The organism is Halarcobacter anaerophilus (assembly GCF_006459125.1).
Lineage (GTDB): Bacteria > Campylobacterota > Campylobacteria > Campylobacterales > Arcobacteraceae > Halarcobacter > Halarcobacter anaerophilus.
The window spans coordinates 704304-725021 of sequence record NZ_CP041070.1 but is presented as its reverse complement, the minus strand read 5'-3'; the positions used below and the strand labels follow the sequence as shown (position 1 = coordinate 725021).

At 31.1% G+C, this 20718-nt stretch carries 18 protein-coding genes and 8 tRNA genes; 21 read left to right on the top strand and 5 right to left on the bottom strand.

Annotation, left to right across the window (positions count from 1 at the left end):
- The first annotated feature begins 6 nt into the window (after window positions 1-6).
- A complete protein-coding gene (locus tag AANAER_RS03585) occupies window positions 7-720 on the top strand; it encodes a hypothetical protein (RefSeq protein ID WP_129082928.1) in 714 nt (237 codons plus the stop codon).
- Here the strand turns inward: AANAER_RS03585 and AANAER_RS03580 are convergent.
- The 5 genes from AANAER_RS03580 to ileS are packed head-to-tail and all read right to left on the bottom strand — an operon-like array spanning window position 717 to window position 5705.
- The gene (locus tag AANAER_RS03580; protein WP_129082927.1) at window positions 717-2000 is read right to left on the bottom strand and encodes a UDP-N-acetylmuramoyl-L-alanyl-D-glutamate--2,6-diaminopimelate ligase; all 1284 of its coding nucleotides are present in this window, start codon (window positions 1998-2000) and stop codon (window positions 717-719) included. The two genes, AANAER_RS03585 and AANAER_RS03580, sit on opposite strands and share 4 nt — an antisense overlap.
- Window positions 1981-2574 (bottom strand): hypothetical protein, encoded by a 594-nt coding sequence (locus AANAER_RS03575; protein ID WP_044415951.1) that lies wholly within the window; start codon window positions 2572-2574, stop codon window positions 1981-1983. The genes AANAER_RS03580 and AANAER_RS03575 overlap by 20 nt, the downstream gene beginning before the upstream one ends.
- Complete coding sequence (locus AANAER_RS03570; RefSeq protein WP_044415953.1) at window positions 2574-2852, bottom strand: NifU family protein; 279 nt, start codon at window positions 2850-2852, stop codon at window positions 2574-2576. The genes AANAER_RS03575 and AANAER_RS03570 overlap by 1 nt, the downstream gene beginning before the upstream one ends.
- Window positions 2849-2971 (bottom strand): hypothetical protein, encoded by a 123-nt coding sequence (locus tag AANAER_RS15125; protein WP_267884006.1) that lies wholly within the window; start codon window positions 2969-2971, stop codon window positions 2849-2851. Before AANAER_RS15125 ends, AANAER_RS03570 begins: the two co-directional genes overlap by 4 nt.
- Before the next feature lies 1 nt (window position 2972).
- Window positions 2973-5705, bottom strand: a complete 2733-nt coding sequence (gene ileS / locus AANAER_RS03565) for an isoleucine--tRNA ligase (RefSeq protein ID WP_129082926.1) — start codon at window positions 5703-5705, stop codon at window positions 2973-2975.
- 380 nt (window positions 5706-6085) lie between these two features.
- Here ileS and AANAER_RS03560 point away from each other — a divergent pair, with 380 nt between their 5' ends.
- The 20 genes from AANAER_RS03560 (at window position 6086) to AANAER_RS03465 (ending at window position 20690) form a co-directional block, all read left to right on the top strand.
- Window positions 6086-7438: an FAD-dependent oxidoreductase gene (locus tag AANAER_RS03560; RefSeq protein ID WP_044415957.1), complete on the top strand. Its 1353-nt coding sequence runs from the start codon at window positions 6086-6088 to the stop codon at window positions 7436-7438.
- Between the two features lie 51 nt (window positions 7439-7489).
- Complete coding sequence (locus AANAER_RS03555) at window positions 7490-7999, top strand: CinA family protein (RefSeq protein ID WP_129082925.1); 510 nt, start codon at window positions 7490-7492, stop codon at window positions 7997-7999.
- 59 nt (window positions 8000-8058) lie between these two features.
- Window positions 8059-8134: transfer RNA gene (locus tag AANAER_RS03550), tRNA-Lys, on the top strand.
- 4 nt (window positions 8135-8138) lie between these two features.
- A tRNA-Val gene (locus tag AANAER_RS03545) sits at window positions 8139-8214 on the top strand.
- A gap of 5 nt (window positions 8215-8219) precedes the next feature.
- Window positions 8220-8294, top strand: a tRNA-Glu gene (locus AANAER_RS03540).
- A 14-nt stretch (window positions 8295-8308) separates the two neighbouring features.
- A tRNA-Asp gene (locus AANAER_RS03535) sits at window positions 8309-8385 on the top strand.
- 19 nt (window positions 8386-8404) lie between these two features.
- Window positions 8405-8480: transfer RNA gene (locus tag AANAER_RS03530), tRNA-Lys, on the top strand.
- A 54-nt stretch (window positions 8481-8534) separates the two neighbouring features.
- Window positions 8535-8609: transfer RNA gene (locus AANAER_RS03525), tRNA-Glu, on the top strand.
- 8 nt (window positions 8610-8617) lie between these two features.
- Window positions 8618-8693, top strand: a tRNA-Val gene (locus tag AANAER_RS03520).
- A 56-nt stretch (window positions 8694-8749) separates the two neighbouring features.
- Window positions 8750-8826, top strand: a tRNA-Asp gene (locus AANAER_RS03515).
- 91 nt (window positions 8827-8917) lie between these two features.
- Window positions 8918-10501, top strand: a complete 1584-nt coding sequence (locus AANAER_RS03510) for a sensor histidine kinase (protein ID WP_129082924.1) — start codon at window positions 8918-8920, stop codon at window positions 10499-10501.
- The gene (locus AANAER_RS03505; RefSeq protein WP_044415962.1) at window positions 10482-11144 is read left to right on the top strand and encodes a response regulator transcription factor; all 663 of its coding nucleotides are present in this window, start codon (window positions 10482-10484) and stop codon (window positions 11142-11144) included. The genes AANAER_RS03510 and AANAER_RS03505 overlap by 20 nt, the downstream gene beginning before the upstream one ends.
- A gap of 168 nt (window positions 11145-11312) precedes the next feature.
- Window positions 11313-11567, top strand: coding sequence for a DUF4212 domain-containing protein (locus tag AANAER_RS03500; protein ID WP_044415964.1), 255 nt, complete (start codon window positions 11313-11315; stop codon window positions 11565-11567).
- Window positions 11568-11576: 9 nt separating this feature from the next.
- On the top strand, window positions 11577-13454 hold the full coding sequence (locus tag AANAER_RS03495) for a sodium:solute symporter family protein (protein WP_129082923.1): 1878 nt from the start codon (window positions 11577-11579) through the stop codon (window positions 13452-13454).
- Between the two features lie 53 nt (window positions 13455-13507).
- Window positions 13508-15322 carry a DUF294 nucleotidyltransferase-like domain-containing protein gene (locus AANAER_RS03490; protein ID WP_129082922.1) on the top strand — a complete coding sequence of 605 codons (1815 nt, stop codon included), beginning with the start codon at window positions 13508-13510 and terminating at the stop codon, window positions 15320-15322.
- Complete coding sequence (locus tag AANAER_RS03485; RefSeq protein ID WP_129082921.1) at window positions 15322-15954, top strand: 3'-5' exonuclease; 633 nt, start codon at window positions 15322-15324, stop codon at window positions 15952-15954. Before AANAER_RS03490 ends, AANAER_RS03485 begins: the two co-directional genes overlap by 1 nt.
- 219 nt (window positions 15955-16173) lie before the next feature.
- Window positions 16174-16488 carry a DUF485 domain-containing protein gene (locus tag AANAER_RS03480; RefSeq protein WP_044415972.1) on the top strand — a complete coding sequence of 105 codons (315 nt, stop codon included), beginning with the start codon at window positions 16174-16176 and terminating at the stop codon, window positions 16486-16488.
- The gene (locus AANAER_RS03475) at window positions 16488-18137 is read left to right on the top strand and encodes a cation acetate symporter (protein ID WP_129082920.1); all 1650 of its coding nucleotides are present in this window, start codon (window positions 16488-16490) and stop codon (window positions 18135-18137) included. Before AANAER_RS03480 ends, AANAER_RS03475 begins: the two co-directional genes overlap by 1 nt.
- 98 nt (window positions 18138-18235) lie before the next feature.
- Window positions 18236-20077 (top strand): putative nucleotidyltransferase substrate binding domain-containing protein, encoded by a 1842-nt coding sequence (locus AANAER_RS03470; protein ID WP_129082919.1) that lies wholly within the window; start codon window positions 18236-18238, stop codon window positions 20075-20077.
- On the top strand, window positions 20070-20690 hold the full coding sequence (locus AANAER_RS03465) for a 3'-5' exonuclease (RefSeq protein ID WP_129082918.1): 621 nt from the start codon (window positions 20070-20072) through the stop codon (window positions 20688-20690). The genes AANAER_RS03470 and AANAER_RS03465 overlap by 8 nt, the downstream gene beginning before the upstream one ends.
- The last annotated feature ends 28 nt before the right edge of the window (window positions 20691-20718 follow it).

The following is a 20718-nucleotide window of genomic DNA, read 5'->3' as shown; positions in this document are numbered from 1 at the left end:
CTTATTTTGGATAAAAAAGAAAATGAATTAAAAGAAGTATTAGGAAACAGTTTTTCACAAGATGATATTGAGAAAAAATTAAAAGAGAAGATAAAAAAAGCTTCTAAAGATAGAGAGATGTTTGAAAAAAAATCTAAAATAACTCATAACAAACCGGCTAATAAAGATTTTATAACCAAAAAAATGAATCTTAATTTGCTACTTTTTATATTGTTGGCAATAATGGGGATTTTGATTTTTGTAACAATTTATCTGTTTAACAGTAGTAAACCTGTTAAAAAAAGTGTTTCATTAAATTCAAATAAAGAAGAAAAGTCATATTTCAAAAGACTTTATAACTCTAAAAACTATGATACTTATAAATGTTACTCTTTTAAATATGGGAACATAGCCCTTCCTATAAAAGAGTGTAAAGAGAATTTGGATATCTTTTTGGAAAAAAACAAAAATGCAAACAGATTTGAAATCGTACCTCTTATATCTCAAAACGATACGGTAATATATAAACAGATAGAAGAGAATTTAAAAGAGAAACCTAAAGAGTTTCAAGATAAAGTAAAAGAGTATTTAAATATAGGTTTGTCAAGTGAAAGAATACTTGAAAGTGTTTGGTATATTAAAAAAGTTTTAGGAGAAGATACTATAGTTACCTCTTCTCAATATTATGTAAAATCAGATAAAAACAATGAGCAGGGAGTTATAATTAGAGCATATCATTAGATATGCTTTAATACCTCTTCTTTATCCGATAAAGGAAGTTTTTTATCATAAATTATTTGATAAGGTTCGTCCCCTTTTCCTAAAATCAAAACTACGTTATTCGGATTTTTTTTACCAGATTCAATTGCTTTTTTAATTGCCTCTTTTCTATTTACTTCCACAGTTAGTTTATCTTTGTCTTTTATCCCTTTGCAAATATCTTCTATAATTAAATCAGGATCTTCAAACCTTGGATTATCCGAAGTAACTATAATTTTTTTTGCATAATTTGAAGCAACTTTTCCCATAAGTGGTCTTTTCTTTTTATCCCTGTCTCCACCTGCTCCGAAAACGGTAATTATATCTTTATGATTAAAGCTTTCAAAAACCTCTTTCATCCCGTCGGGTGTATGGGCAAAATCAACTATAACAAGAGGATCACTGCAGATTATTTCCATTCTTCCGCTAACTCCGGCAAAATTTTCAACGGCTTCGCAGATTTCATCTAAACTATTATCTGTTACCATATCAACACTTGCAACAGCCGCTAAAATATTATATATATTAAAAATACCCATTAGATTTGATGTAAAAGAGTACATTTTATCTATCTTGGAGAACATTACGTTTGTACCGTTTGTAAAAGAATAAGCACTTACTTTATAAGTAGCAGGATTTTCCAAACCGTAAGTTAATGCATTTTTAGTATTGAATTTTGCTTTTAAATCATCTTTGTTAATAAGTTTTTTACTCTCATCACTAATAAAAGAGTTTTTTACATTTATATACTCTTGAATAGTTTTATGATAATCAAGATGATCTCTCGTTATATTAGTAAGAACTTTAAGTTCAAAATCCAAACCTTCAATTCTTTTTTGCTCTATTGCATGAGAACTAACTTCCATAACAAAAAATTGGCAGCCGTTTTCTATAGCTTTTATAATATGAGCGAAGTTTCTTAATTGAACGGGAGTAGTAAGAGTATAATCTTCTATTTTCTCATCATTTATAAAAAAACCTCTAGTACCTTGAAGTGCAACTTTATAACCCAAATCTAGAAGAATAGAATAAATAGCCGCAGCTGTAGTTGTTTTTCCGTTGGTTCCTGTTATACCTATTATTTTAATTGATGAAAGATCTAACTCTTTTTTTAAATTTTTTGCTTCAATAAAATTTTTGCATCCATTTCTTTTTGCATCCTCTAAAAACTCCGCATTTTGTTTTGAAATAACAAAAATTGAATCTTTATCTACCTCTCTTGAATTATCTGTATAAACTTTTTCATTTGTGATTAGTTGCAATTTTCTTCTCTTCTAGTTTTTTATATAGTTCTTCTATTTTTGAATCATAAGAAAAATATTCGTTAAATCCATCTAAATAAGAATAAGCCGTACTGTTAAAATCATTTTCAATCAATTTATCTACAAAATCAAAGAAATCCTCTTTTGTCTCTATTGCAACTTTTGTTGAAAACATTATATCTTCAAAAGCTATTCTAAAAGAACCTCTTGATTCAATTAATTTTTTAAAATCTTCATATTTAATAGCATCCAAAGATTCTACCGTTGAAGTTGTTAACTCCTGTAAAATCTCCATCATTTTATCAACATCTCCATCATAAGCATTTACCACATTTTCAACATAAGCAATGGCTTCATCAAGATTTTCATCTTTTGTAACTGCGAAATAATCAAACAAAGATTGAGCTTTTTCTTCATCTTCACTTGCTATATCGCAAAATAGTGCGTATATGGGATATTCCCTATTTTTTGGAAAGTTTGATGATAGTTGTGAATAAACAAATAAAGCTTTATCAAAACTTTTTTCCATAAAAAATTTATTTGCTTCATTTAATAATCTATTCTCATTTATCATTAAAGCTCCTGTAAATTATTTTCCATACCTTGTGGTACATTTATTATTTCAAGTTCCGGATGTATTGCAGCTTTTAGCTCTTTTTCAACAATAAACTTCAAAGTGCTTCCGCTTGCGCTGCACCCGACACAGGCACCTTGAAGCTGCACATAAACTTTTCCGTTTTTTATATCCAATAACTTTATTGCTCCTCCGTCTTTTGCCAACATAGGAGCAACTTTATTCTCAATTATAGAACTAACAGGCGGCATTAAATCTTCATCGGTAAAGGGCATCATCTCTTTTTGTCTACTTTCTTACTCTTTTTATTTACATAAACTATTCCAATAGCCGTAAGAATAATAATTACGCCTATTGTAATAAATATAGTCGTTAATGTAACTTCTGTTTCAAACATTTTACTCTACTACGCTCTCACATCTACTACAAAGAGTCTCCTCACTTGTAGATGTAAATTTCCAGCATCTTGGACATTTTGAACCTTTTGCTTTTGCAACAGTAAATTCAAAATCTTCTACTTTGAAACTTGTTAAAACTTCATCTTGTTTTTCATTTGTAACAGAACTTACTAAAAACCAATCTTGTGCTTCAACTTTTTCTAAAGCTAAAATAGTTTCACAATTTGTTGAAATTTCCAACTCTAAAGTTGATTTAATAACTTTATCTTTTTTAAGTGTATCAATAGCTTCACTAAATTTATCTTTAGCTAATAATAAAATTTCATCATTAAGATTAGATTCAACTTCAGGTAAAATAACTTTTTCAAAGTCAAAAATATCTTTTGCATTGCCTTTTAAAAATTTAGGAGCGAACTCTAATAATTCATCCATAGTATACGTTAAAATACAAGCTAAAGTTGAGATTAGTTTTTTCAAGATCATTGCCATTGCACTTTGAGATGCAATTCTGTGAATATCATTTTTATCATCACAATATAATCTGTCTTTACAAACATCTAAATATATACCTGATAAATCAACAACCAAAAAGTTATTTAATTTGTTTAAACCTTTAGAATATTCATAAATAGAGAAAGAAGCTTCAATTTCATCGAAAGTTTTTTTAGCTCTACTTAAAATCCATTTATCCAAAATTCCCATATTTTCAACAGGTACTATTTTTTCCAAATCATTTACGTTTGCAAGTAAAAATCTTGCAGTATTTCTTATTTTTCTATAAAGTTCTGCATTTTGTTTTAAGATATTATCAGAAATTTTTTGATCATTTTGATAATCACTCATTGCAACCCAAAGTCTAAGTATTTCAGAACCGTATTGTTTCATAACTTTTGCAGGATCAATTACGTTTCCTTTTGATTTAGACATTTTTTCGCCTTTTTCATCCATAGTAAATCCATGGGTAACTAAAGCTTTATACGGTGCAACTTCGCTTGAAGCAAGTGTTGTTAAAAGTGAAGATTGGAACCAACCTCTGTGTTGGTCGCTTCCTTCCAAATACATATCAGCAGGGAATGTTCCCGCATCATAATTTCTAGATCTTAATACTGCATTTTGAGTTGAACCCGAATCAAACCATACATCTAAAATATCCATAGTTTTTTCTAAATCTTCCGGATTATAACCGCTTCCCGGATAAAGAAGTTCTTCAATACTTAAATCATACCAAGCATCGCAACCTCTCATCTCAAAAATCATTGCAACGTAATTTAAAACTTTTTCGTCAAAAATGATTTCATCTGTTTTTTTATTTCTAAAAAATGCGATTGGAACACCCCAGTCTCTTTGTCTTGAAATACACCAATCAGGTCTTCCTTCAAGCATAGATCTAAGTCTGTTTCTACCCCACTCAGGATAAAAATCAATCTCTTCTACTACTTTTAAAGCATTTTCTCTTAAGGTTTTATTCTCTTTTCCGTATTTATCGTCAATTGAAATAAACCACTGTTTTGTAGCTCTGAAAATAATCGGTTTATGAGTTCTCCAACAGTGAGGATAAGAGTGAACAATATCAACTCTTTTTAAAAGTGCCCCGCAAGAGCTCAACTCTTCCAAAATAAGTTCATTTGCTTTAAATACGTGCATTCCTAAATATTTGTCTGTATCTTTAAAAAGTTTTTCTCTTACGATTGTTTCATCATATTTACCTTCATCATCAACAGGCATAATTACATCAAGACCGTATTTTAGTCCTACTTTATAGTCATCTTCACCGTGTCCAGGAGCAGTGTGAACAGCACCCGTACCTGCATCCATTTCTACATGGTCTGCCAAAACAATTGTAGATTTTCGTCCGTTTAAAGGATTTATCGCATTTGTATTTTCCAAAGTTTTAGGATCAATCGTTTCAACAATTTCTCCTTTTATAACTTCTTGTTCAATTAAAGAGTTATATAACTTACGTGCAACAATAAATTTATCGCTTGTTAATATATACTCTTCATCTGCATTTAAAGCAATTCCCGTATTTGCGGGTAAAGTCCAAGGAGTTGTAGTCCAGATAATAATACTTGCGTCCAATTTTTCATGTTTAAATGCCACAAATATAGAAGGCGAAGTTTTATCTTCATATTCAACTTCTGCTTCGGCAAGTGCAGTTTGTGCCGCCCAAGACCAATATACGGGTTTGCTTCTTCTTGTTAACAAACCTTGTTTTGCAATTGCACACAACTCTCTGTATATATTTGCCTCAAATTTAAAATCCATAGTTAAATACGGCTCATCCCAATCTCCAAGAACTCCTAGTTGTTTAAACTCTTCTCTTTGGATATCAACAAATCTTGCGGCATGCTCTCTGCACAACTCTCTGATTTTAGATTTAGGAAGCTCTTTTTTCTTAGTTGTTCCTATCTTTTCTTCAACTTTTTGTTCAATCGGTAATCCATGACAGTCCCACCCCGGAACATATCTAACAGATTTCCCGTCAAAATAGTGGTATTTAACAATAATATCTTTTAGTATTTTGTTTAACGCATGCCCGATATGGATGTGACCGTTTGCATACGGTGGTCCATCATGAAGAGTAAAAGAGGGTTTTCCCTCTCTATTCTTTTTCATTCTCTCGTAAACTTTTTCCTCATCCCAAAGTTTGTATCTTTTAGGTTCGTTTTGAGGAAGATTTCCTCTCATTGGAAATTTTGTGTTTGGTAATAATAAACTCTCTTTATAATCCATTTTAAATACCTTAAATTATCAATTCTTTATGATTTCTTCTATAAATCGCTGATTATATCTAATTGAAAGTTAATCTTTTATAACACATATTTTAAACATTAATGTAGAAAATATACATAACTTATAAAAATTTAGTACAATTATCTTTTTATATGTACAATAACTATACATTTATATAGCCCGATGCTCTAAAATGAGATAAAAGGTTACATATGTACACATATTGAGCATCTCTTTAATTGAGGAAAAATCAATAAAATGTTACTATAAAACATAATTTTAGCAATCTTACCATTTTCATCAAAACTTTCAACTAGAAAATGCTCATTTATATGCTAAAATCTTTTAAAATCAAAAGAACAGTAATAGGACGAAATTAAATGAATACAAAACATTATGATGTAATAATTGTGGGTGGAGGTATTTCAGGTGCTGCACTTTTTTATGAGTTGGCAAGATATTCAGATGCAAAAAGTATCTGTATGTTGGAAAAATATGAAGATCTGGCAACACTGAACTCAAAGGGTACAAGTAACTCTCAAACAATCCACGTAGGTGATATTGAAACAAACTACACTCTAGACAAAGCAAAAATCACAAAAAGAACAGCAAGAATGATTGTTAAATTTAATCTTATGAGGGGATTACAAGATAAGATTATGTTTGCTCATCAAAAAATGGCTTTAGGTGTTGGAGAAAAAGAGGTAGAATTCATTACAAACAGATATGAAGAGTTTAAACAACTTTTCCCTTATTTAGAACTTTGGGATAAAGAGAAACTAAGAGAAGTAGAACCAAAACTTGTTTATGCAGACAAAGAACAAACAAAAGACAGACCTGAACCGATTGTCGCAATGGGGACTCAAAGCGAATATACTACAGTTGATTTTGGTGCTATGACAAAAGAGCTTGTAAAAGCAGCTCAAGAAGAAGATAAAGTTACTGATGTATTTTTTAATGCAGAAGTTGATGAGATGGAAAAAGTAGGAGAACAATTTAAAGTTACTACTACAAGCGGTTCGGTATTTACTGCAAACTTCGTAGTTGTAAATGCAGGTGCGCACTCTTTATATTTGGCTCATAAAATGGGATACGGTAAACATATGGGTTCTTTATCAATGGCGGGATCTTTTTATATTACAAACGATCACTTCTTAAACGGTAAAGTATATATGGTACAAAATCCAAAACTTCCATTTGCTGCACTACACGGAGACCCTGATATTTTATGTGACGGGAAAACAAGATTTGGACCTACTGCACTTGCTTTACTTGTATTAGAGAGATATAAAGGCGGTAAATCATTCTTCCAATGTTTAAAAACAATGAACTTTGACGGAAACATTCTAAAAATTTTCTGGGATCTATTAAAAGATAGAGATATTAGAAATTATGTATTTAAAAACTTCTTATTTGAGGTTCCAGGTATCAATAAAGGTCTTTTTGTAAAAGATGCAAGAAAAATTGTTCCTTCACTAGATACAGATGATATTGAATATGCAAAAGGATTTGGAGGAGTAAGACCTCAAGTTCTTAATAAAGAGCAACAAAAATTAATGCTTGGTGAAGCTTCAATTAATCCAGGTGACGGAATTATCTTTAATATGACTCCAAGTCCAGGTGCTACATCATGTCTTGGAAATGCAGAAAGAGATATAAGAACTGTTTGCGAGTATTTGAATTTAACTTTCGACGAAGCTAAATTTAAAGAAGAGTTAACAGACCAAGAATAAAAAGAGAGACTTTAACTCTCTTTTTATCTTAAATATATAAAAGAGTATAAAATGGAAAAGTCTTTATTTATTAATGAAGAAGAACTAATAGATTTCCAAAATCTATTAAGAGAACATAAAAAAACCATAACAACAGCAGAGAGTTGTACCGGAGGTTTAATAGCCTCAATGATTACAAGAATATCAGGTTCTTCTGACATTTTCAGAGGTGCTGTTGTAACTTACTGCAATGAAATAAAAACTCAAGAACTAGGTGTACAAAAAGATACTTTAGATAATTACGGCGCAGTTAGTATTCAAGTCGTAGATGAGATGCTAAAAGGCGTTATAAAAAAGTTTGATGCAGATTTTGCAATAGCAGTAAGTGGGGTTGCAGGACCCAACGGTGGAACAAAAAATAAACCTGTAGGTACAGTTGTAATTGGCGTAATGGGTAAAAATATTGAGAAAAATATTGAGATTTGTCACTTTAAAGGTACAAGAAATGAAGTACAAAATTTAAGTGCAAAATACTCTTTGAAAAAACTTTTCAATTTTTTAAAAAAAACCCTTGACAAATAAAAAAAAAATAAGTATAATTCCACTCCATTTTAAGAAGAAGCACTTCTTAAAGAGTTTATGACCCGTTAGCTCAGCCGGTAGAGCATCTCCCTTTTAAGGAGGTGGCCGAAGGTTCGAATCCTTCACGGGTCACCATTTTGGTCGATTAGCTCAGTTGGTAGAGCGCTACCCTTACAAGGTAGATGTCATAAGTTCGAGTCTTATATCGACCACCATTTTTGGCCCCTTCATCTAGCGGTTAGGATTCAAGGTTTTCATCCTTGCCACAGGAGTTCAAGTCTCCTAGGGGTCACCATTTTATTTATTGGTGCGGCTGTAGTTTAGTTGGTTAGAATGCCTGCCTGTCACGCAGGAGGTCGCGAGTTCGAGTCTCGTCAGCCGCGCCACTTTTTTTATTTTAAGATTGACCCGTTAGCTCAGCCGGTAGAGCATCTCCCTTTTAAGGAGGTGGCCGAAGGTTCGAATCCTTCACGGGTCACCATTAAAATTAGATTTAACTTTTGTTAATCTAAGAATAATTAAAATTTTATTTTAAGGCCCCTTCATCTAGCGGTTAGGATTCAAGGTTTTCATCCTTGCCACAGGAGTTCAAGTCTCCTAGGGGTCACCAAAATAAAAGGTCGATTAGCTCAGTTGGTAGAGCGCTACCCTTACAAGGTAGATGTCATAAGTTCGAGTCTTATATCGACCACCATAAGTTTAACAGAACTTTATATTGCGCATAATGCGCTTTTTTTTTGCTTATGTAGTGCGGCTGTAGTTTAGTTGGTTAGAATGCCTGCCTGTCACGCAGGAGGTCGCGAGTTCGAGTCTCGTCAGCCGCGCCACGCTTTTATATTGTCCCCAATTATTTTTTAGCTATGTTTCAAGATTTTTAAGTTATTCTTTAAAACTTTATTGTTTAGGATATTTTATTATATGATTAAAGCTAAATCTTTATACCATCTTATTTTATACAGTATATTCTTTATTGTTATACTAACCTCCTCTTTTACTTTTATTATTATTGAAAATGCTTTTGACGAATTCCAAGAAAAGATTGATATTATAAAAAAGAACTATTCGGATAAAAGAAAAGATTTAATCCAAGCAGATATAAAAAACAGCGTAAAGTTTATAAAATATTATCATCAAAGGTATAAAGATACAAAGAGCGAAAAACAGATCAAAGAAGAGATTTTAAAATCTTTTGAGACTATGAGAAGAGACGGAGATTTAAATCACTACCTTTTTATCTATGGCTTTGACGGTACTTCAATATATTATCCTGTTCTTAAAAAAGATATAGGGAAAAATCTTTATGAATTTAAAGACCCTTCAGGTAAAAAAGTAATTCAAGAGTTAATCAATATTTCAAAAACAAAAGAAGGAGGTTTTGTACAATATATTTGGTATAAGCCTGAGATTAGAAAAGATGCTTTAAAAATATCTTATGCTTTGGCATACAAACCTTTTGACTGGACTATAGGAAGCGGAATATACCTTGATGAAATAGATAAAATAGTAAAAGAGAAAAAAGATGAATATGATGAGAAAATATCAAACTATATTCTTCAAATAATGTCTTTAACGATTATGCTTGTTCTTTACTCAATATTTATCTATAAAAATGCAACTATTTTAATAGTAAACGATGTAAAAGAGATCGGCAAGTTTTTAAAAGAGACACAACAAGACGATAACAGAATAAAACAAGACAGACTTATATTCGGAGAGTTTAAAGTTATTGCAAATTATGCTTATGATGCTATGCACAATATAAAAGATAAAAATAATATGCTCCAAGAGTTAAACAAGCACCTTGAAGAGACTGTAAATCTTCAAACAAAAGAGTTAAAAGATTTAGTTGATTCACAAAAAAAGTTTTTAAAAAATTCCGTTCACGAAATAAACACTCCTTTATCTATTATTAGAACAAATATAGATCTTTTTAAGATGCATGAAAAAGATAATAAATATGTATCGAATATTGAAAGCGGAGCAAAAATTATTCAATATATATATGATGATTTATCTTATTTGATAAAAAAAGACCGAGTAGATTATCCAAAAGAGTATATAGATTTTTCAGAGTTTTTAAAACAAAGACTTGAGTTTTTTGACGGAGTTGCAAATGCAAATGATCTTTTCTTTATTACAAATATCGATGAAGATATTTATATAAAATTCAACAGATTGGAACTTCAAAGAATCGTAGACAATAATATTTCCAATGCAATAAAATATTCATATGCAAAATCACCCATATATATAAGACTTACATATTTTAATGATGATTATGTAGAGTTTAGCGTAAAAACAAACTCCGAAAAAATAGAAGAAACAAATAAGATTTTCAATGATTTTTATAGAGAGAATAACGCTAGAGGAGGCTTTGGACTAGGACTTAGAATAGTAAAAGAGATATGTGATAAGAATTTGGTTATAATCAAACTCGAATCAACTGATAATGAAACAAAATTTACATATAGGTTTAAAATAAATGAAAATACTACTTCTTGAAGATGAATTAATGTTAAATAATGCAATATGTGAATATCTAAAAGGTATTGGACATATGGTTGAAAGTTTCACTGACGGTGAAGAAGTTACAAACAGTGTCGATAACAGTTTTGATTTATTGATTTTAGATATAAATGTTCCTAAAAAAGACGGCTTTGAAATATTACAGGAACTAAATGAAAGAAGACTGTATATACCCACTATTTTTATTACCGCTTTAAATGATATAGAAGATATAACAAAAGCGTATGATTTGGGTTGCAGAGAGTATCTAAAAAAACCTTTTCATTTAGAAGAGCTTGGAATAAAAATAAATCAAATTCTTAAAAAAGATCAAAAAAGCACTTCACATGTTAGATTTTCCGAAAACTATTCATATTCAAAAGAAAAAAAAACCTTATACTTCAACGGAGAACCTCAGCCTTTAACAAAAAAACAGCTTGATATTATCCATATTTTAGCTCTTAATATAAATATGATTGTTGATTTTGAACGCTTTAGAATTGATATCTGGGGAGGAGAAGATATTGACAATCCAACCATAAGAGCAGAAATTTCAAGACTAAAAAAAGCACTAAAAGAGGATTTTATAAAAAATATTCGAGGTTTGGGATATAAAATCGATAGATTTTATTCAATTTAATCTAGCCCGTAAATAGGCTGATAGAGAGCCTGTTTGCTACACTAATACTACGTTACGCAAAAACATTTCTTCATTGCTACCTTTTTGCTATATTGACCCTTTATACTTTTATTGTTGAATTACTAAAACAGATTTATATTTTTAGTAAACTTAAAAAAGGAGTATAACATGAGTCCAGAGAAAGCACAAGCTTATTGGAAAGAGAATATCTCAACAATAATTAAATTATTAATTATTTGGTTTATCGTCTCTTTTGGTTGTGGTATTTTATTCATCAATGAACTTAATACTATAGAAATTTCAGGTGTTAAGTTAGGATTTTGGTTTGCACAACAAGGTGCAATTTACGTATTCGTTATACTGATTTTCGTTTATGTTGCAAAAATGACTGCAATAGATGAAAAATATGGCGTACATGAGTAGGAGATAAGTATGGAATTACAATCTTTAATTTACCTATTTGTAGGTGTTTCATTTGCCATTTATATTGGTATTGCACTTTGGGCAAAAGCTGGATCTACTAAGGATTTTTATGTTGCAGGAGGGGGAGTTCACCCGGTTGCAAACGGTATGGCTACAGCGGCAGACTGGATGTCGGCAGCCTCTTTCATCTCAATGGCAGGTATTATTGCATTTAAAGGTTCAGATGCAAGTGCATACTTAATGGGATGGACAGGTGGATATGTTCTTTTAGCAATGCTATTGGCACCTTATTTAAGAAAATTCGGAAAATTTACCGTTCCTGATTTTGTAGGTGATAGATATTATTCAGATGCAGCAAGAACAGTTGCCGTAATTGCCGTAATATTTGTATCTTTTACATATGTTGCAGGTCAAATGAGAGGGGTAGGAATTGTTTTCTCAAGATTTTTGCAAGTTGATGTAAATACGGGTGTTCTTATCGGTATGGCAATAGTTTTCTTCTACTCGGTATTAGGTGGAATGAAAGGTATTACATATACTCAAGTTGCACAATATTGCGTAATGATTATGGCATATTTGATTCCTGCTATATTCTTATCGCTTCAAGTAACAGATACATTCTTGCCGCAATTAGCACTGTTTGGACAAACAACATTTGAATTTAACGATGGGATAAAAGTAATTCCGGAAGGTACCTATTTATTACATGCACTGGATAGCGCCATAACCGATTTAGGTTTCAAAGCTTATACAGAACCTGGAAATTTATGGAATATGTTTATGCTTACAACAGCTTTAATGCTGGGAACTGCAGGATTACCTCACGTAATCGTTAGATTCTTTACTGTTCCTACAGTAAAAGATGCAAGAGTTTCTGCAGGTTGGGCTTTAGTATTTATTGCGATTATGTATACAACAGCATCATCTGTTGCTGCAATCGGTAGATTAAACCTGATTAAAAACGTACAAGATGTTGAGTACAAAGCTTTTGTATCGGGTGAAACTAGACATGCAGACGGAACTCCTAATAACGGAGCATGGTTTAAAACGTGGGAAGAAGGTGGATTATTAGCGTGGACGGATAGAAACGGAGACGGTAAAATCCAATACGGACCTGGAGCTGCATTTGAAGGAGCTAAAGGAAAACCTGTATTTGACGGTACAAATACCGGACCAAGCGGTGAAAGAGCTACTACAAACGGTAAAGCTCCTGAAAATTCAGGTAAAATTGAAAATGAGTTATATGTTGATAGAGATATTATGGTTTTAGCAAATCCGGAGATTGCAAATCTTCCTAACTGGGTAATTGCATTTATTGCTGCGGGAGGACTTGCTGCTGCATTATCAACTGCTGCTGGGTTGTTACTTGTAATTGCATCTGCCATTTCACACGATTTGATGGGGCAGGTTATCTTTAAAGACAAAGAGACGGGGAAATCTTCTCTTAATGAGAAAACAGAATTAATGTGGGCAAGAATATCGGCTGTTGTTGCCATATGTGTTGCCGGATATTTGGGTGTTAATCCTCCGGGATTTGTTGCGCAGGTTGTTGCTTTTGCCTTTGGTTTGGCAGCTGCGGCATTCTTCCCGACAATTATTCTTGGGGTATTTGACAAAAGAATGAATAAAGAAGGTGCTATTGCAGGTATCTTAACTGGACTTATCTTCACATTCGGATACATAGTATACTTTGTATTCTTAGGAGGAGATCCAAAAGATTATTTCTTAGGAATTGCGCCTACAGGTATTGGAACAATCGGTACAATATTACACTTGATTGTGGCATTTGTTGTATCAAGAATGACTCCGGAACCACCGCACGATGTGCAAGAACTTGTTGAAGCTATCAGACTTCCAAATGATGCAGGAGCGGCTTCAGCTCACTAAAAATAAAAGTCAACCGATTTTGGTTGGCTTTTATCAATGAAAGGGGAAAAGAGATGAGTCTAAGAGATCAAAAATCTTTTCTTTCAAAAATCCATCCTTTTGAACTGCTAAGTAATGAGCAGATGGATTTATGTATTAGACATATGGATATAGCTTATTATCCTAAAAATGAGATTTTAATCACTCCGGAAAAAATTCCAAATCACTTTTTTGTTATCATAAAAGGTATTGTACATGAATACAAAGAGGAAGAGATTTTGATGGATTACCATCAGCAAGACTCTTTTGATTCAAACTCACTTATTTATGGAAAATCAAAAAATAGTTTTAAAGTATATGAAGATTTAATCTGTTATGAGATAGAAAAAGATATTTTCCTTGAACTAATAGAGCAAAATGAAGGTTTTAAAAACTTCTTTTTAAATAATCTTGTTAATAAATTACAAACATTAAAAGATAAAGAGTATAAATCTGATCTATCATCTTTTATGATTGCAAAAGTAAGTGATACGATACTTCGTAAACCCTGTATTGTTGAAACGGGAACCAAGCTGATTGATGCGATTGACAAATCAATGAAATACAGCACCTCTACAATAATAGTAAAAAAGGATAATGAATACGGAATTATAACCGACTCTTTACTAAAAGTTAAGGTTCTTTTGGAAGGTAGAGATTTATCTATTCCTGTAGAATCCATTGCAATTTTTCCTCTTTTATCCATTAATAAAGAGGATTATCTTTTTGATGCTTTGACTCTATTAATAAAAAAGAGTATTAAAAGAATCGGAGTAATTAATACAAAAGGTGAACTTCTTGGAATTTTAGAACAAATTGATATTTTGTCTCACTTTGCAAATCATACTTATGTAGTCGATACAAAAATAAAAAATGCAAATAATTTAGAAGATTTAAAAGATGCCAGCAATGAATTAATAAGCACTATTAAAACACTGAATGCAAAAGGGGTAAAAGTAAATCATATTTCAAGTCTTATAGGACAGTTAAATATTAAAATTTACAGAAAAGTTTATAGATTGATTCTTCCAAAAGAGCTTCAAAAAGATGCTTGTTTTATAGTAATGGGAAGCGAAGGAAGAAATGAACAGATAATAAAAACAGACCAAGATAATGCATTGGTGGTAAAAGACGGAATTGATGTAGAACAATACAGACCCTATATGGAAAAACTAACGGAAACTTTGATTGATTTCGGATATCCTCCATGTCCTGGAAATATTATGGTTTCTAATCCTTTTTGGTGTAAAACCGTTCAAGATTATAAAAATGAAACCGCAAAATGGATTGAAGCTCCTGCCATGCAAAACTATATGGATCTGGCAATTTTCTTTGACTCTTTTTCCGTAGCTGGAGATAAAGAACTGCTTATTAATTTAAAAGAAGATCTATTTAACAAACTTCATGACAAAGATGTTTTTATGGCTTATTTTGCAAAAGCAACTTTAACTTTCGATACTCCAAGCACTGTTGCAAATTTTATGACTAAAACATACTATTTGGATATTAAAAAAGGAGGAATTTTTCCTATTGTACAAGGAATCAGAAGTTTAGCTTTAAGAGAAAGAATAAGGGAAACGACAACTGTTAAAAGAATAAAAATCTTAGAACAAAAAAAAGCAATAGAACCTCAAATGGCAAACGAACTTTTAGAAGCTTTTGATGTTTTAAATACGCTAAGATTAAAAGCCCATTTACAAAAACTTCAAGACGGTAAAAAACTAAATAATGAAATAGATACTCATACTTTGGGAAAAATAGAGAGAGATTTGTTAAAAGACAGTTTTAAAATTGTAAGCAATTTTAAAAAGTTTATTATATATACCTTTAGAATAGATAAGATTTTATAATGTTTAAAAAATTAATAAATAACCTAAAAAAAAGAAATCTAAAAGACAATAACTTTGAATATCTTTTTGAAGAACCTGCAAAAGATGAATATGTCTGTTTAGATTGCGAGACAACAGGTTTAAACCCTAAAAAAGATGAAATACTCTCTATAGGCGCAGTAATTATTAAAAAAAACAAAATACTTATGAGACAAACACTAAATATATTTGTAAAACCTTCACGAAATATAAATAGTGAATCAATAAAGATTCATCAAATAAGACCCGTTGACTTGCAAAATGCTGTGGAACCCAAAGATGCCATTTTTGAACTTTTAAAGTTTATAGGAAACAGACCAATAGTAGGATATTATATAAAATTTGATATTGCTATTATTTCCAAATATACAAAAGAGTATATTGGAGTATCACTTCCAAATCATCAAATCGAAGTCTCATCTATATATTTTAAAACAAAAAAAAGAAGCAGTGAATATGAATTTGTTGATCTTAAATTCGACACGATTATGAAAGAATTAGAGATTCCCGAACTTGGAAAACATGATGCCTTAAATGATGCTATTATGACCTCAATGATTTTCTTAAAATTAAAAGATAAAGCTCCTGCAAATTCAACTTTTTATACTGGCTAGAAAGTCCATGAAATAGGCTTTCGTAGCATTAAAATAGCATTTATTTTTCATATTGTAACCAATTGTTACTAACTCTGTTTTGCTCTCTTAATTCTTACTTAATATTCTTTTCTGATATAGAGAAAAATTATAAATAAATGTATAATTTTTCTGTTTTAGTCCGATATATTTGCTTAAAGCAAAGGAGTAAACTTAAATAAAGAGTGAAAGGATAAATCTATGAATGATGAATTAGTAGAAAAAATCAAAGCTAATCCTAATTATCAAACATTGATAAAGAAAAGAACTGGTTTTGCCATAAAATTGGGAATTTTTGTACTGGTAATGTTTTATGCATATATTTTAACTATTGCATTTGATCCTACAGTTTTAGGTGCAAAAACCGGAGACGGAGTAATGACGATTGCATTCCCTATAGCAGCAGCTATTATTATTATAAGTTTCTTTACTACACTTATATACGTAAGAAGAGCAAACGGCGAGTTTGAAGACTTGATAGAAAAAGTAAGAAAAGATGTAAAGGATGAATTATAATGTTTAGAATTTTGGCACTAATTTCAATTTTTTCAATAGCACTTTTTGCAGCAGGGGATGCAAGCTTTGAAGCAACAAAAAGAGAGCTTAATATCCCGGCAATTATAATGTTCTTTATTTTTGTAGGCGGTACTTTGGTAATTACTTACTGGGCGGCAAAAAGAACAAAATCTGCAAGTGATTTTTATACAGCAGGAGGAGGAATTTCAGGATTTCAAAACGGAATGGCTATTGCCGGAGATTATATGTCTGCAGCATCATTTTTAGGTATTTCGGGACTTGTATATTTAAGCGGTTACGACGGTCTTATTTATGCTGTCGGTTTTTTAGTTGGTTGGCCCGTAATTCTATTTTTAATGGCTGAGAAATTAAGAAATCTAGGGAAATTTACTTTTACCGATATTGCCGCATATAGACTTGGACAAAAAGAGATTAGAACTTTGGCTGCATTCGGTTCATTGGCAGTTGTAACTTTATACTTAATTGCCCAAATGGTAGGTTCGGGAAAACTTATTCAAGTATTGTTTGGATTGGAGTATGAATATGCCGTAATACTTGTGGGTGTTATGATGATTATATATGTAACATTCGGCGGTATGCTTGCAACTACCTGGGTTCAAATTATAAAAGCTATTCTTCTTTTATCAGGTGTTTCTTTTATGGGATTTATGGTTCTTCAACACTTTGGATTCAGTTTTGAAGCTCTTGCAACAAAAGCTGTTGACTCTCATGCAAAAGGTCAGGCAATTATGGAACCGGGAGGATTTATTTCAGATCCTATTTCCGCAATATCTTTAGGTATGGCATTAATGCTTGGAACAGCGGGACTTCCTCACGTTCTTATGAGATTTTTTACCGTAGGAAACGCAAAAGAGGCTAGAAAATCTGTTGTTTATGCAACAGGATTTATAGGTTACTTTTATCTTGTAATTGCGGTAATCGGACTTGGTGCAATCGTATTTTTAAATTCACCTGAAGGACAACAATATTTTGTCGACGGAAAACTTTTCGGAGGAAACAATATGGCTGCTATTCACTTATCTCATGTGGTAGGTGGAAATGTATTTTTAGGATTTATTTCAGCTGTTGCTTTTGCTACTATTTTAGCTGTTGTATCAGGTCTTACATTAGCAGGAGCAAGTGCTATTTCTCACGACCTTTACGCATCTGTTATCAATCCGAATGCAAGTGAGGAACAAGAGATTAGAGTTTCTAAAATTTCGGTTATTATAATTGGAATTGTAGGTGTTATTTTGGGTATTGCCTTTGAACAACAAAATATTGCATTTATGGTTGGTCTTGCTTTTGCTATTGCGGCAAGTGCAAACTTCCCTATTCTGTTTTTATCGATTTATTGGTCAAAACTAACTACAAGAGGAGCATTTTTAGGTGGTCTTTTAGGATTATTAACTGCCGTTGTTCTTGTAATTGTAGGACCTATTGTTTGGGTACAGATTTTAGGAAATGCAGAGCCTTTATTCCCTTATAAACACCCTGCCCTATTCTCTGTAATAATTGCCTTTGTGGGTATTTGGTTCTTTAGTATTACTGATAAATCACAAAGAGCTAAAGACGAAGCAAAAGCTTTTGAAGCTCAAAAAGTCAGAGCAGAGACAGGATTCGGTGCAGCAGGAGCGGTTGATCACTAATTCTTATCAAAGGAGTTTTCTCCTTTGATAATTTACGATTTATTAAAGAGTAGCTACAATTTATAAACTATTTTTTAATAAATCATAAGAAGTAAAATATGAGTATACATGAACAGCTTGCATTTATAAAAGAGATACACCCTTTTGAGAATCTTACGAAATCACAGTTAGATGACTTTGTTAATAATCTGGATATAGTCTATTTTAAAAAAAATATAATAATACAAGAAGCAAATAAAGAGCCTGAAAATCTCTATTTTATAATAAAAGGCGTTGTTCAGGAAAAAAAAGAGGAAGAGGTAATCTCTATTTATTCAAATAAAGAGATTTTCGATCCTTTTTCTTTAATTGAAAACCGTTCAAAAAACTCTTTTATAACTGCCCAAGAGACCATATGTTATCTTCTTCCCAAAGATATATTTATTAAAACTTTGCATAAAAACTCCTCTTTAGAGAGTTTTTTCTTTCAATCAATATCTCAAAAACTAAACACAAATATGGTTGATCAAAAAAATAAAGAGTTAGCTAATTTAATGGTAGCAAAAGTAAAAGACGTAAATCTTCATAAAGCAGTTATCGTTCCTTATGAAACTACAATTTTTGAAGCCGTAAAAACAATAAAAAAAGAGAAAATTCCGACTTTACTCTTAAAAAATAAAGATGATGAAATTTATATCGTAACAGATTCTGATTTTAGAGAAAAAGTTATTTTAAATAGAATGGATTTTGATGATATAGTAGGTAAAATTTCATCAAAAGGTATTAAATATATAAATGAAAATGAATTTTTATTTAATGCCCAGCTTCTTATGACCAAATATGGATTAAAAAGATTGGTCGTAAAAAACAATGAAAATGAAATAATAGGAATTATTGACCAAATATCACTCTCCTCTTTTTTTGCTACACACTCTTTTTCCGTTTCAAATGAGATTGACAATGCACAAAATCTCGAAGAGTTAAAAAAAGTATGTCTCTCTTTTACTAAAATTATTAAATCCCTTCATGCAAAAGGGGTAAAAGTAGATTTCATTTCAAAATTAATCAATCGTTTAAACAGAAAAGTAATGGATAAACTCTTTAATATGCTTGCACCAAAAACACTGCTTGGCAACTCTTGTCTTATTGTTATGGGAAGTGAAGGAAGAGGAGAACAGATATTAAAAACAGACCAAGACAATGCACTTATTCTCTCAGACGAATGTAAAATTTCAAAAAAAGAACTTTTTGATTTTACGCAAAAATTTACGGAAACTTTAGTTGATTTCGGATTTCCAAGATGTGAAGGGAATATTATGGTTTCAAATCCCTATTGGTGTAGAACAAAAAGTGAGTTTAAAGATCTGATTTACAACTGGATTACAAATCCAAGCAAAGATGATTATATGAATCTTGCAATTTTTTATGATGCAATGGCAGCTTCAGGGAACAGAGAACTTTTAATTGCGTTAAAAGAGTATCTTTTTAAAATAGGTTCAACCTCAAAAACCTTTTATATGTATTTTGCAAAAACAATTATGGATTTTAACGTTCCACTAGGCTTTTTTGACGGTTTTGTTTTTGATTCAAAAGATAAAGAGCATAAAAATGAGATAGATATAAAAAGAGGCGGAATTTTCATAATAGTACAAAGTATCAGAGCCTTGTCTTTAGAGCATAAACTTATGAGAGTAAACACTTTAAAAAGAGTCCAAGAGTTAGAAAACAAAGGAGAACTTGAAGCAGAATTTGCTTCTGAGATAAAAGAGGCATTTAACTTTCTTTTAACCCTTAAACTAAAATCAAATTTGCAAAAACTGGATTCTGCTCAAAAAGTGGATAACTATATTGATCCTGAAAAACTAAATACCATGGAAAAAGATCTTTTAAAAGAGAGTTTTAAAATAGTAAACAAATTAAAGAAAAAACTAGAACATCACTATAAGTTGAATTATGTTTAACAAAATAAAAAACTATTTTAATAAAAGGAAGCTAAAAGATAATAAATACCTTTATCTTTTTGACTCTTGTATTAAAGATGAGTATGTATGTTTTGACTGTGAGACCACTGGATTAAATGTACAAAAAGATGATATAATTTCAATTGGCGCAGTAATTATAAAAAATAATAGAATTATTTCAAGCAGAAGATTTGTTAAATATATAAAACCGAAAACAAAACTTCAAGAAGAGGCAATAAAAATCCACCATATAAGAGAGTGCGATTTAAAAGAGGCTGAAGAGATAGAAAAAGTAATAGATGAGTTTTTAAAATTTATCGGAAACAGAAAGCTTGTAGGGTATTTTCTAGAGTTTGATATTGCTATGATAAATAAATATTTAAAGCCGAAACTTGGAATAAAACTGCCTAATAGAGCCTATGAAGTCTCAGCTATTTATCATGATTGGAAAATTGAAAAAATTCCGCAAAGCAATATTGATTTAAGATTTGATACAATATTAAGTGAATTAGAAATTCCCAACATGGGAAAACATGATGCGTATAATGATGCAATCATGACTGCTATGATGTTTATAAAACTTAAAAATCAGCCAAAAGTTAAAATAAAATAGCGAAAATTTGTTACTTCTATACTCATTT

Coding starts and splice junctions, on each gene's coding strand:
- AANAER_RS03475 (WP_129082920.1), top strand. CDS start 16,488: ATGTTTAGAATTTTGGCACTAATTTCAATTTTTTCAATAGCACTTTTT.
- AANAER_RS03560 (WP_044415957.1), top strand. CDS start 6,086: ATGAATACAAAACATTATGATGTAATAATTGTGGGTGGAGGTATTTCA.
- AANAER_RS03485 (WP_129082921.1), top strand. CDS start 15,322: ATGTTTAAAAAATTAATAAATAACCTAAAAAAAAGAAATCTAAAAGAC.
- AANAER_RS03465 (WP_129082918.1), top strand. CDS start 20,070: ATGTTTAACAAAATAAAAAACTATTTTAATAAAAGGAAGCTAAAAGAT.
- AANAER_RS03500 (WP_044415964.1), top strand. CDS start 11,313: ATGAGTCCAGAGAAAGCACAAGCTTATTGGAAAGAGAATATCTCAACA.
- AANAER_RS03575 (WP_044415951.1), bottom strand. CDS start 2,574: ATGATAAATGAGAATAGATTATTAAATGAAGCAAATAAATTTTTTATG.
- ileS (WP_129082926.1), bottom strand. CDS start 5,705: ATGGATTATAAAGAGAGTTTATTATTACCAAACACAAAATTTCCAATG.
- AANAER_RS15125 (WP_267884006.1), bottom strand. CDS start 2,971: ATGTTTGAAACAGAAGTTACATTAACGACTATATTTATTACAATAGGC.
- AANAER_RS03510 (WP_129082924.1), top strand. CDS start 8,918: ATGATTAAAGCTAAATCTTTATACCATCTTATTTTATACAGTATATTC.
- AANAER_RS03555 (WP_129082925.1), top strand. CDS start 7,490: ATGGAAAAGTCTTTATTTATTAATGAAGAAGAACTAATAGATTTCCAA.
- AANAER_RS03490 (WP_129082922.1), top strand. CDS start 13,508: ATGAGTCTAAGAGATCAAAAATCTTTTCTTTCAAAAATCCATCCTTTT.
- AANAER_RS03570 (WP_044415953.1), bottom strand. CDS start 2,852: ATGATGCCCTTTACCGATGAAGATTTAATGCCGCCTGTTAGTTCTATA.
- AANAER_RS03480 (WP_044415972.1), top strand. CDS start 16,174: ATGAATGATGAATTAGTAGAAAAAATCAAAGCTAATCCTAATTATCAA.
- AANAER_RS03495 (WP_129082923.1), top strand. CDS start 11,577: ATGGAATTACAATCTTTAATTTACCTATTTGTAGGTGTTTCATTTGCC.
- AANAER_RS03470 (WP_129082919.1), top strand. CDS start 18,236: ATGAGTATACATGAACAGCTTGCATTTATAAAAGAGATACACCCTTTT.
- AANAER_RS03505 (WP_044415962.1), top strand. CDS start 10,482: ATGAAAATACTACTTCTTGAAGATGAATTAATGTTAAATAATGCAATA.